The sequence below is a fragment of the Clostridium sp. genome, assembly GCF_017888565.1.
Taxonomy (GTDB): domain Bacteria; phylum Bacillota; class Clostridia; order Clostridiales; family Clostridiaceae; genus Clostridium.
The window spans coordinates 1-12,413 of sequence record NZ_JAGHFX010000066.1; the positions used below are offsets into that span (position 1 = coordinate 1).

Consider the following 12,413-nt stretch of genomic DNA (forward strand, 5'->3'; position numbering starts at 1 on the left):
ATTTCATTATTTGAGAACCTTATTTTACTCATATTAAATCACCTCATAACTTTATTGTACAAAAAAAGAACCTATATAGATAGACTCTCTTTTATAAGTGTCCATCTTATAGGTTCCATTTTAAATAAATCTCCTCTTCTTATTACATATTTCTAGACTTTTCAGCGCACTTTTCCATTGACTTTATTACTGCATTTCTAAATCCATTACTTTCTAACTCTGTTACAGCTTCTATAGTTGTTCCTCCTGGAGAACAAACCATATCCTTTAATTCAGCTGGATGCTTTCCTGTATCTAAAGCCAATTTTGCCGATCCCAATATGCTTTGCTCCGCCATTTTATATGCCTTATTTCTTGGTATTCCAAGTTTTACAGCAGCATCTGCCATAGCTTCTATAAACATAAATACATAAGCTGGAGATGATCCACATAATGCAATAAATCCATCAAAATACTTTTCTTCTAATATTTCATATTTACCAAAATTTTCAAAAATATTACATATAAGATTTAGTTCTTCTAAATTTACATTTGAATTAGGGCAAATAGCTGACATTCCTTCACAAACTAAAGCTGGTGTATTTGGCATAGTTTTTACTATTTTATAATCTCTATCTAACCATTCTTCTAAGTCAGATATATTTATTCCAGCAGCTATAGATATTATTATAATATCCTTTTTTAAATTTTCTTTTATTTCATTAATAACCTTTTTATACATATTAGGCTTTATAGCCAAAAATAATATATCAGAAAATTTTGCTACCTCTATATTATCTAATGTACATTTTACCTTAAACTCACTTATTATATTATTCTTTGATTCTTCACTTCTTGTTGATACCATAATATTATTAACATTTGTATAATTTGAATTTATAAGTCCATTAAGCATTGCTTTTCCCATATTTCCACAACCTATAAATCCTATCTTTTTATTCATTACTTCCACCTTCTTTTTTATTCATTGTAAATAATTTTCTTAATTAATTATTATTTATAATTTTCACCATTATACTCATAGGATAGCTTTATATTTTAAACATAAACTATCTATAAAGGAGGGATAGTTATGAAAAATAATTTATTGCTCACAGATAAAGAAAATAAAATAGATAATTTATTAAAGTTTAGTCCTTCAATCGAAAATACTAAACCTATTATTAAAGTAATAAATAGAGACAAGTTCTATGATATTTATATTTTACTTCGAGGTTTATCTAAGGAAGAAATTTTAATAAAGTATGTAAATAACTTTCTTATTTTAAATCTCTCCTTAAAGAATAAATATAATAATAAAGTAAATTTAAAAAGATTATTTTACTTAAAAAATGTAGATATAGACAAGACCGAAAATATTGCTTGTGCTAATTTAATTTACTTTAAAATTCCTAAAACTCAAAATTAAATTTTAAAATAAAGCTATGCTTAAGCATAGCTTTATTTTATTCCTTATAAACTAGCTCTAAATTGGCAAATTTACTTTGTGATCCTATCCAAGCCATTTTAACAGTTCCTACTGGACCATTTCTTTGTTTGGCTATAATACACTCACCTATGTTCTTTTCTTCTGTTTCCTTATTATAATACTCATCTCTATATAAGAACATAACAACGTCAGCATCCTGCTCTATTGACCCTGATTCTCTTAGGTCTGAAAGCATAGGTCTATGGTCAGCTCTTTGCTCAGGAGCACGTGATAACTGAGATAAAGCAATTATAGGACACTCCATCTCTTTTGCAAGTGCTTTTATAGATCTGGATATTTCTGAAACCTCTTGTTGTCTACTTTCACTTCCAGAACTACCACTCATTAATTGTAGGTAGTCTATAAGAATCATGTCTATCCCATGTTCCATTTTTATCTTTCTACACTTAGATCTCATCTCCATTACACTTAGACCAGCTGTATCATCTATATATATTTTAGCTTTAGATAAAGGACCAGTAGCTCTAGCTATTCTTTCCCAATCATCGTCATCTAAATTACCAGTTCTAAGCTTTAGCATATCAACATTAGCCTCAGAGCAAAGTAACTTATAAGCTAATTGCTCTTTAGGCATTTCTAAAGAAAATATAACTACACTCTTTCCTTCTCTTAATGCTGCATTTTCTGCTATATTTAATGAAAATGTAGTTTTTCCCATAGATGGTCTAGCTGCAATAAGAACCATATCTCCTTTTTGGAATCCAGATGTTTTAGCATCTAAATCTCTTATTCCTGAACCAACACCAGTTATTGATCCTTTATTATTAAATAATCTTTCAATTTCTATAAATCCTCTTTCTAAAACCGTAGAAAGGGGTTCATAATCATTTGAACCTTGTTTTTCTGCTAAATCAAAAATCTTTTTTTGAGCTAAATCTAATACATCGTCAACTTTATCTTGCTTATTATAACTTTCTTCTATAATAGCTGTAGATGACTTTATTAATTTTCTTAATAATGATTTATCTTCTACTATTTTTATATAAGCTTCTAAATTAGCAGTCGTAATTACTGATGAACTTATTTCTGATATATAAGTAACTCCACCAGCCTTATCTAGGTTATCTGTCGATTTTAAGTATTCTAATAAGGTTACAAGGTCAACAGCCATATCTTGTGAGAACATTTCTCTAATAGCCTTAAATATAACCTTGTGCCCATCTCTATAAAAGTCTTCATCACTTAATTTTTCTAAAGACTTAGCAATAGCACTTTTATCTATTATCATGGATCCAATTACAGACTGTTCTGCTTCTAAACTTTGAGGTAAACTCCTCATTATTGGTGCTTCCATATGTAACCTCCTTCCTTTTCATAATAATATATTATATCAAACTTTTATATTATATAAAATAAAATTAAGCTTCCAAAAGGAAGCTTAATTAATAATTTACTTTTCAAATGCTATTTCCATTAATTCTTCTATATGACTTATAGCTTTAACTTCTATATCTTTTAACTCTAATGGTATTTCCTTTTCATTTGCCTTAGGAATAACAACAAGCTTTATTCCTTTTCTTCTAGCACCATATATTTTCTCAAATATTCCCCCAACAGGTTTAATATTTCCTCTTAATGATATTTCACCTGTTATAGCTATATCTTGTCTTATAGGCTTTTCTAGTAAGGCACTTATTATTGAAATAGTAATTGCTGCTCCGGCTGATGGACCGTCAATTTTCCCTCCACCAACTACATTTACATGTATATCATAATCCTTTATATCTTTGTCAGTAATTCTTCTGATTACAGATGCAGCATTAAATACAGAATCCTTTGCCATTGAACCTGCTGTATCATTAAACTTTACAGTTCCCATTCCTGGCTTTTTAGATTCAAATACAACAGTTTCTATTTCTAGTGTTGAGCCTAAGAATCCACTAACTCCTAATCCATATGTATGGCCTATTTCAGATTTATCTATATCATCGAATATTTCATAAGGTACATATCTACCTATAGAAATAACTTCTTCTACATCCTTAAGCGTAATTATGCTACTATCTTTATCCTTTGAGTGATATAATGAATAGCCATAAGCATCTGCTAATATATTAACAGCTTTTCTTCCTTCTATTGTATATCTACTTATAAGATCAGCAATTCCATCTTCTAATTGAACATTTAATTTTTTAGATGCATTGTCTATTATTCCCTTAATATCTACAGATGATAATGGTTCGAAATAAACTTCTGTACATCTGGATCTTAACGCTGGATTTATTTTTCCTGGCTCTCTTGTAGTTGCACCAATTAAAACAAAATCTGCTGGTGCTCCTTTTTCAAAAAGATACTTTATATATTCAGGTGTATTTTCATCATCTGGATCATAATAAGATGATGAGTATTCAACCCTTTTATCTTCTAATACCTTAAGTAACTTATTTTGAAGAATTTCATCTAATTCACCAATTTCATCTATAAATAAAACTCCTCCATGAGCTTCAGTTACTAATCCAGTCTTAGGTTCTGGAACACCTATCTCAGCTAAATCTTTCTTACTACCTTGATAGATAGGATCATGAACTGATCCTAGTAATGGATTCGTTATTTCCCTTGGATCCCATCTTAATGTAGTTCCATCAACCTCAACAAACTTAGAATCCTCATCAAAAGGAGTAGAATGTAACTTCTTAGCTTCTTCTAATGCTAATCTTGCTGCTGAAGTTTTACCAACTCCAGGTGGTCCATATAAGATTATATGTTGAGGATATGGAGATGCCATTTTAGATATAAGTGACTTTATTGCCCTCTCCTGACCTACTACTTCAGCAAAAGTCTCAGGTCTTAAAAGACTCATTACGTTTTTATTAATCTTTTTTGAATCTAACTCTTCTAATTTTTCTAGCTTCTTAGTAGTCTTTGCACTTTCAGGACCTTTTTGCTTTTTTATTATAGACAATTTAATATCATCCATAAATTTATCTTGTCTTTCTTGAAGTGCCTTTTCAACTTGTGTTTCCACTTTGTTTTGAACATACTTTCTAGCTATATTTTCTGATATATAATAAATTGTATCTTCTAATACACCTCTTAATTCATCTTCACTTGGCACGGATTTTATCCCCTTACCATCTGATGCAATTACATTTAATGCATATACTCTTTCACAAATATTAGGGGAATTCGCATACTTTTGAAGCTTGAATCTTACAATTCTTGCTCTTACCGCTCCTTCATCTAATACATTATTTAATATTTGATTTATAACATTTACTTGTGCATCTAAAGATAACTCACTATCTAATATACTCTCTATATTTGTTTCGTCATAAGTCTTCAAACTTAGTCCTCCTTATGATTGCGGCGTGATTATTACTTTCATCTTAGTTGAAACTTCTGGATATAGCTTTATTTCTATATCGTAACTACCAGCAACCTTTATTGTATCCATAACTATTTTTTTCTTATCCACTGATAATTTAAATTGCTTATTTATTAGTTCTGCTACATCTTTACTTGTTATAGCTCCAAATAATCTTCCACCGTTTCCACTTTTAGCTTCAATCTTAATTTCTTTACCTTTTAATTCAGAGGCTAACTTTTGTGCGGCTTCAATTTCTGCTAACTTCTTCTTTCTTTCATTTTCTTTCTTAGTGTTTAAGATATGCATGTTATTGTTATTTGCTTCTTTTGCTAACTTTCTTGGAAATAAAAAGTTTCTTGCATATCCATCTGATATATCAACGACATCTCCTTTTTTCCCTACTTTTTTAACATCTTGTAATAAAATTACCTTCATGTTATTCACCCACCTTTAAATGTTGTTCTATTGATCGTTTTAATATTTTTATAGCGCTTTCTATCGATGTATTATTTAATTGAGCTCCAGCCATATTCATATGGCCACCACCACCTATTGCTTCAAGTATTACTTGAACATTAGTTTCACCTATAGATCTACCACTTATAATTATATCTCCATTTATCTCTGCTAATACAAAGCATACATTTATTCCAGATATATTTAATAGCTCATCAGCAGCTCTAGCTGCCATAAATCCCTTTTTTATTCTTTTAGGAGCAACTGCAATAGCTAAACCATTGTTCACTTCTGCAGATCTTATTGTATCCGCAATAACTAAATAATCTTCAAGATCATCCATAAACATTTTTTTAACTTCAATTGTATCAGCTCCAAGTCCTCTTAAAAATGATGCAGCATCAAAGGTTCTAACACCAGCTTTAAAGGAAAATCCTTTTGTATCCATAAATATCCCTGCAAGTAAACCTTCTGCTTCTAATCTAGCCAAATTAGGCTTTTGAACCATATATTGAATAACTTCTGTAACCATTTCAGATGTAGATGAAGCATATACTTCTATATAATTTAAAATTGCGCCTTCAACTATATCTGGGCTTCTTCTATGATGATCTATAATTATTTTTCTTTGTGTCTTTTCAACAATACTTGTATCTAATATATACCCTTTATTATGAACATCTACTATAATTAATAAAGTTTTTTCATTAATTTGTTCATAGGCTTCTTCTCTAGAAATAAATAAATTTTCATATTTAGAATCATTTTTTAGTTTAGATAAAAAATAATCAATAGCTGTAGTATCAGCTCCTAATATGATGTTACATGGCTTTCCTAACTGTTTTACTACAGATGATATCCCTACAGATGATCCAAAACAATCCATATCAGGGTTTTTATGACCCATAATAAAAACATTACTACTCTCATATATTAATTCCTTTAATGCATGAGATATAACCCTTGCCCTTACTCTAGTTCTCTTTTCTATTTCTCTAGTATTTCCACCAAAAAATTTTATTTTTTCATTATTCTTTATAACTACTTGGTCTCCACCTCTACCTAATGCTAATTCTTTTGCCGTAACAGCAAATGTATTATTTTCTAGAGGGCAAGTTCCACCTCTTCCGATACCAATACTTAAAGTAACTTCAAATTTATTACCTCGATCTATTTTTGATATGTCTTCTAATATAGAGAACTTATTATTTATCTCTTCATTTATATATTTATCTTGTACTGAAAGAACATATTTATTAGAGTCATATTTTGTTATCATTGCCTTAAGTTTTTGGGCATATAAATTTATTGTTTTTTCAACTTCAGCAACTAGCATTGGTCTATCGCTATCTAATGTAGTTTCTAAAGATTCTGCTAGATTATCTACTTCTATAAGCATTATACTCTCTTTAGTATTATCTATATTTTTAAAATTACTTATATCATTAAAATAAACTATATATATGTCTTCATTTAAATCATATTTTTCTATTTTAGTTGCATATACCTTATATAAAGAATCTAATATTTTTATTTTTTGATGCAAGTCCCTATCACAGGTTAATAGCCTAGATAAATTTAATCCTCTAGCAATACTAACGACATTTAATCCTATAGGGCTTTCATTTGGTATAAATTTTTGGAATTCTTTATTGCTCCAAAAAATCTCTCCTGATTCTTTTATTAAGGCTAACGGAAATATTAAATTTAATATATTACTATCTATATCTCTATTTATATTTTCCTTAATTCTTTCTATATTATCGTCATATTTACCTTTTATCATATATTCACTTAAACTAAATATAATAAATATAATTAACAATATAGATCCTAAAAGAGTACTTTTTATATAATAAAATCCTACACATGCTCCTACAAAAATAAGTGGTGTAATTATAGGCCTAATGCTTTTAAGCCTTCTTTTTATTAAATCATTCCATCTCATAAGATTAATGGTGCTCCTTTAAATGTAATTGAAGTTTGCTTAAACTTCTCCCATCCTTCTCATACTCATGTCCTTCCGCTATACCAACTTGTAATTTCTTCTTCATATCATCATCTACATCTTGACATGAATACCCTAACTTTTGAGCCAATACATATAATATGAGTATAGCACCTGATATGCAATTTAAAATTGCATCTTGAGCTACATTACTTCCCTTTGTAAGTAAATGATAGAATTCTCCTATTATACACAATAAATTTGCTTTTAATTTTTCTATCATTTTTATATTAGCCATTATATTTAAATCATCTCTCTTCACCCTACTCACCCCTATACTAATACCCTTGTATTTATATTTTAATTATAATTTACTTTTATTGCAACAAATTATGAATCGTTTTACAATATTTGTAAAATATTAATTGTATTAATATAATAAAAAACCCCTGATATGTCAGGGGTTGATTATACTACTCAGTTGTGAATGGTAATAATGCTATATTTCTTGATCTCTTTATAGCACTTGTTAATTCTCTTTGGTGCTTAGCGCAAGTTCCAGAAATTCTTCTTGGTAATATCTTACCTCTTTCTGTTACGAACTTTCTTAGCTTAGTAATATCTTTATAATCTATTGCTTCAGCCTTTTCTACACAAAAAGCACATACTTTTCTCTTAGATCTTCTCATTTTTCCAGATCTCTTCATGTCTTTCATGCTAATTCCCTCCTTTTTATTAGACTATTAGAAAGGCATATCTCCATCATCTACAGGAGTCATGTCTTCCTCAAAATTCATTCCACCAAAATTATTTGATGAATTTGAATAATCAGAACCAGTATTTGAAGAACCATATCCACCGTTATATGAACCTTGGTCTCTTCCAGCACCACCATTGTTACCTGATCCAATAAACTCAAATGAATCTACAACTATATCAGTTGTATATCTCTTAGTTCCATCTTTAGCATCATAACTTCCAGTTCTAATACTTCCAGTAACAGCTAGTTGCCTTCCCTTTGTAAGATATTGTGCTATTGTTTCACCAGTTTTACCAAAAGCTATACAATTGATAAAATCAGTTTCATCTTTTTTAAAAGGTCTAGTTACTGCTAAAGAAAATCTTGTTACAGCAGTACCACTTCCAGCAGCAAAATTAAGCTCTGGATCTTTTGTTAGTCTTCCAATAAGTATTACCTTATTCATGACAATATCACCTCTTACGCTTCTTGTTTAACTATGATGTGTCTTAAAACACCATCAGTAATTCTGAATATTCTGTCTAACTCTTTAGGTAGTTCTGAATCAGCATTAAAGTTGATTAATGTATAGAAACCTTCGTTAACTTTTGCGATTTCGTAAGCAAGCTTTCTTCTACCCCAAACGTCAACATTTTCTATAGTTCCTCCACCGTTTTCTATTACACCCTTAAACTTTTCGATGTTAGCTTTGCAAGCTTCTTCATCTAATGATGGGTGTAGTATGAATATAGTTTCGTACTTTCTCATCATTTTCACCTCCTCCCCTCGGACATTGGCTGTGCTTTACACAGCAGGGATTACAATTAAATATTGTAGCATTATTCATTTTTTTTTGCAAGTTTTAAATTTAATTACTATAAATTAACGATTTTCTTGGCATCTTTTTGGAACTTACTTCTTGGCAGCATTATAATTCTTCCACAAGCTGTACATTTAATTTTTATATCAGCCCCAACTCTTATAACTTCAAATTCCTTACTTCCACATGGATGTTGTTTTTTCATTTCAACTATATCGCCTATATCAAAAGTTTCTATCATTATTAAACCTCCAACCATTTAATTTAAACAAATTTGTTATTTACTATCTGAGTCTTTGGATATGGTATCTCTACTCCAGCCTCATCTAATGTCTTCTTTATTTCTTTTCTTAATTCTCTTTCCATTTTCCATTGAGATAAAGGCTTAGATTTTCCAACTACTCTTATTGTAACACCTGATGCGTTTAATGATATTACACCTAATACCTCAATTTCTTCTTTAACTTCATCCTTATTTTTTTCTCTAAAGTCCTTACATGTACTTTCAATTAGCTTAATTGCATTATCTACATCTTCTTCATATGCAATTTCTACATCCACCATAAATCTCATATTCGCTCTTGAATGATTAGTCACTTCTAATACAGCACCATTTGGTAAAACATGAACATCTCCACTAAAGTCTTTTAACACAGTAGACCTTATCCCAATATTTTCCACGATACCACTGTAAGCACCTATTGTTACATAATCACCTACACCATACTGATCTTCAAAAAGTATGAAAAACCCATTTATTAAATCCTTAACTAAACTTTGTGCTCCAATACCAACTACGAAACCAACAGCACTTAAAACTGCTGCTGATACCTTAAATGTACTTCCTATTATTATAGCAGCTCCTGATATATACACTGCATATTTTAGAGAGCTCTTTAGTATAGCCCCTACAGTAATTGCTTTTTGTCTATTCATAGAGAAACTCAATTTACTTTGAATTTGATTTTTTACAAACTTATCGATTAACTTGTCACCTATTTTTATAGCAAGATACATAGCAACTATAAGTAATATTAGTCTTATTCCTTTGTTCATTACGAACTCCAGGGTACTTACTGCATTTGTCCATGCAACTTCCCAATCCACATTAAAAACGATTTTTCCATTTTCGTTCCTACCAGCACTGATCACTGCCAACAAATTCTGCATAACTCACCTCTAATACTATTAAATTATTTCTTTAAACTCATTTTGATTTTTCTCATATATATGTTTATACCTTATAATATCCCTTGATATAATTTCTTCTATGTATTTTTTTTCTTCCATTCTTATGCAAATTCCACAGCTTTGTGTTATTGCTGTAGGAGTTGGCATCATTTTAAAAATCATATTTTCTTCTTTTAATACCTTTTCTCCATTCATAGCATCAAGCGTATTCTTAAAAACTATAATATAATATTTCATAATGTCCTCCATCTTCAAGTTTATTTACATTTAATTATATTATATATATGTTTTAATTAAGAATCTATATTAATAAATTTATATATTCTTAATTATATATAAAATATTTAAGTATATATTTTTTAATCTTAATAAATTTAGTTTCTATTACAATTTAATTAAGTTATCATTTATTATTGCATTTAAAATCTCTTATTTTATAATTTTATTATTTTGTAAATACTACTAAAGTATTTTATAATTTTATTATAAGTTTAAGCGTAGATAAGTTCAAAGGAGTAAATTATGAATATATATTTGGATAATGCAAGTACAACATTTCCTAAGCCTAAAAATGTTGTTAATTCTATATACAACTTTCTAACTAACATTGGTGGAAATCCTGGTCGCTCTAACCATAATAATGCTCTACAAACTAATAGACTTTTATTTGAAGCTAGAGAAATTATATCTGATTTTTTTAAATTTGATTCTATTGAAAATGTAATCTTTACTAATAATATAACTTCTTCATTAAATATATTAATAAATGGATCACTAGTAAATGGAGATCATGTAATAACATCTTCTATGGAACATAACTCTGTTTTAAGACCATTAGTTAACTTAAAAAATAGAGGGATAATAGATCTAGATATTGTGGCTGCTGATAAATTTGGGTTTATTTCTGTTGAAGATATCAAAAATAAGATAAAACCAAATACAAAAATGGTAGTCCTTAGTCAAGCTTCTAATGTTATTGGAAGCATTCAACCTATTAAAGAAATTGGAGCATTATGTAGAGATAGAGGTATCTTCTTTATATTAGATAGCGCTCAAGGAGCTGGAGTGTTAGATATAAACTTCACAGAACTTAACTTAAGTGCACTAGCCTTTACTGGACATAAAAGCTTATTTGGCCCTCAAGGAACCGGTGGCTTTATAATAGATGATAATCTTAATAATATATGCAACCCTTTTATTTTAGGAGGAACTGGAAGTTTATCTCACTCTCTAGAGCAACCTGATTTCTTACCAGATAAATTTGAGTCTGGTACTCTTAATATGCCTGGAATAGTTGGGCTAGTAGAAGGTATAAAATTTATTAAAAATGAAGGTATAAATACTATTTATAATAAGAATAAGTTTCTAAGAAATTATCTTATTAGCGAAATGTCTAACCTTAAGGATATAATCCTTTATGAAGATATTAAAAATAATAATTATACCTCATGTATTTCATTTAATATTAATAAGATTGATACTGCTGAATTATCTTTTGCTCTTGATAATGATTTTGGGATAAAGAATAGATCTGGTCTTCACTGTGCACCCCTTGCACATAAAACTATAGGAAGTTTCCCATCAGGCACTGTAAGATTAAGTCTTAGTTACTTTAATGAAAAGTCGGATATTAATTATACAATAGATTGTATAAATAAAATAATAAAATCAAAATAACCTTGAATATAAACCTCCTTTATTGTCAATAATTTCAATAAAGGAGGTTTTTGTATGAATGAACCAATTTCAATTGACTCATTATCACCTAATTCTTATATAGAAATTAGTAATTACTTATATAATAACTTAAAAGATATACTTTACTCAAATAGAGATATAATATTCATTTGTATAGGAACTGATAGGTGTACAGGTGATTCTCTAGGACCACTAATTGGGTATAAATTAAAAAATATATCCAAAAATAAAATTCATATATATGGATCATTAGAAAGTCCTGTTCACTCTAAAAATCTTATTGAAATAATAAATAAAATTAATTTAAATTTTGATAATCCTTATATTATTGCTATAGATTCATGTTTAGGAAAAATAAGTAATATAGGTAAGGTCTTTATTGATAAAAAATCCCTTCAACCTGGTTTAGCATTAAATAAAAATCTCCCTCCTATAGGAGACTTAAGTATCACGGGAATTGTAAATATTGGAGGAAACTTTGAATTCATAGTTTTACAAAACACCCGATTATATACAGTAATGAGCTTAGCTGACTGCATATATAAAGGTATTTACCATTTTATATTGAAAGTATCTAAAGAATTTGAATATATTAATAAACCTTCTAAATTTAATTATTTGCAAAAAAATGAGAGCCTATATAAACTGGTCCCTATGTCAAGGACATTTTAAAAAAGAGAGTTAGGAAGCTAAGAGCTGATTTCTGTATTGAACAGGAGTCAGCTTTTTTAAGTTCCACTGACAACGGTCATTATTATAATAATC

General features: G+C 29.0%; 16 protein-coding genes. 3 read left to right on the forward strand and 13 right to left on the reverse strand.

Annotated features, from left to right (window positions below):
* Positions 1–142: 142 nt before the first annotated feature.
* Complete coding sequence (proC, locus tag J7M87_RS13445) at positions 143–964, reverse strand: pyrroline-5-carboxylate reductase (protein ID WP_291651577.1); 822 nt, start codon at positions 962–964, stop codon at positions 143–145.
* A 108-nt stretch (positions 965–1,072) separates the two neighbouring features.
* Here proC and J7M87_RS13450 point away from each other — a divergent pair, with 108 nt between their 5' ends.
* Positions 1,073–1,408, forward strand: coding sequence for a hypothetical protein (locus tag J7M87_RS13450; RefSeq protein WP_291651553.1), 336 nt, complete (start codon positions 1,073–1,075; stop codon positions 1,406–1,408).
* Positions 1,409–1,445: 37 nt separating this feature from the next.
* Here the strand turns inward: J7M87_RS13450 and J7M87_RS13455 are convergent, their stop codons facing one another.
* The 11 genes from J7M87_RS13455 to J7M87_RS13505 form a co-directional block, all read right to left on the reverse strand.
* Positions 1,446–2,783: a replicative DNA helicase gene (locus J7M87_RS13455; protein ID WP_291651555.1), complete on the reverse strand. Its 1,338-nt coding sequence runs from the start codon at positions 2,781–2,783 to the stop codon at positions 1,446–1,448.
* 96 nt (positions 2,784–2,879) lie between these two features.
* On the reverse strand, positions 2,880–4,772 hold the full coding sequence (lonC, locus tag J7M87_RS13460) for a Lon family ATP-dependent protease (protein WP_291651557.1): 1,893 nt from the start codon (positions 4,770–4,772) through the stop codon (positions 2,880–2,882).
* Between the two features lie 12 nt (positions 4,773–4,784).
* Entirely contained in the window at positions 4,785–5,231 is a 447-nt protein-coding gene (rplI, locus tag J7M87_RS13465; RefSeq protein ID WP_291651559.1) for a 50S ribosomal protein L9, read from the reverse strand.
* 1 nt (position 5,232) lies between these two features.
* A complete protein-coding gene (locus J7M87_RS13470) occupies positions 5,233–7,200 on the reverse strand; it encodes a DHH family phosphoesterase (RefSeq protein ID WP_291651561.1) in 1,968 nt (655 codons plus the stop codon).
* A 4-nt stretch (positions 7,201–7,204) separates the two neighbouring features.
* The gene (locus tag J7M87_RS13475; protein WP_291651563.1) at positions 7,205–7,522 is read right to left on the reverse strand and encodes a MazG-like family protein; all 318 of its coding nucleotides are present in this window, start codon (positions 7,520–7,522) and stop codon (positions 7,205–7,207) included.
* A gap of 151 nt (positions 7,523–7,673) precedes the next feature.
* Entirely contained in the window at positions 7,674–7,916 is a 243-nt protein-coding gene (rpsR, locus tag J7M87_RS13480; RefSeq protein ID WP_291651564.1) for a 30S ribosomal protein S18, read from the reverse strand.
* A gap of 27 nt (positions 7,917–7,943) precedes the next feature.
* Positions 7,944–8,405 (reverse strand): single-stranded DNA-binding protein, encoded by a 462-nt coding sequence (locus J7M87_RS13485; protein WP_291651566.1) that lies wholly within the window; start codon positions 8,403–8,405, stop codon positions 7,944–7,946.
* A 14-nt stretch (positions 8,406–8,419) separates the two neighbouring features.
* Positions 8,420–8,707, reverse strand: a complete 288-nt coding sequence (gene rpsF, locus J7M87_RS13490; RefSeq protein ID WP_035284774.1) for a 30S ribosomal protein S6 — start codon at positions 8,705–8,707, stop codon at positions 8,420–8,422.
* 107 nt (positions 8,708–8,814) lie between these two features.
* On the reverse strand, positions 8,815–9,000 hold the full coding sequence (locus J7M87_RS13495; protein ID WP_291651568.1) for a DUF951 domain-containing protein: 186 nt from the start codon (positions 8,998–9,000) through the stop codon (positions 8,815–8,817).
* Between the two features lie 23 nt (positions 9,001–9,023).
* Positions 9,024–9,929 carry a mechanosensitive ion channel family protein gene (locus J7M87_RS13500; RefSeq protein ID WP_291651570.1) on the reverse strand — a complete coding sequence of 302 codons (906 nt, stop codon included), beginning with the start codon at positions 9,927–9,929 and terminating at the stop codon, positions 9,024–9,026.
* 18 nt (positions 9,930–9,947) lie between these two features.
* The gene (locus J7M87_RS13505) at positions 9,948–10,187 is read right to left on the reverse strand and encodes a DUF3343 domain-containing protein (protein WP_291651572.1); all 240 of its coding nucleotides are present in this window, start codon (positions 10,185–10,187) and stop codon (positions 9,948–9,950) included.
* Positions 10,188–10,472: 285 nt separating this feature from the next.
* Here J7M87_RS13505 and J7M87_RS13510 point away from each other — a divergent pair, with 285 nt between their 5' ends.
* Both J7M87_RS13510 and yyaC read left to right on the forward strand, forming a co-directional pair.
* Complete coding sequence (locus tag J7M87_RS13510) at positions 10,473–11,627, forward strand: aminotransferase class V-fold PLP-dependent enzyme (protein ID WP_291651573.1); 1,155 nt, start codon at positions 10,473–10,475, stop codon at positions 11,625–11,627.
* A 54-nt stretch (positions 11,628–11,681) separates the two neighbouring features.
* The gene (gene yyaC / locus J7M87_RS13515) at positions 11,682–12,320 is read left to right on the forward strand and encodes a spore protease YyaC (protein ID WP_291651575.1); all 639 of its coding nucleotides are present in this window, start codon (positions 11,682–11,684) and stop codon (positions 12,318–12,320) included.
* 9 nt (positions 12,321–12,329) lie between these two features.
* Here yyaC and J7M87_RS13520 read toward each other — a convergent pair.
* The coding region (locus J7M87_RS13520) for an IS3 family transposase (protein ID WP_291648866.1) at positions 12,330–12,413 on the reverse strand (84 nt) is incomplete at its 5' end.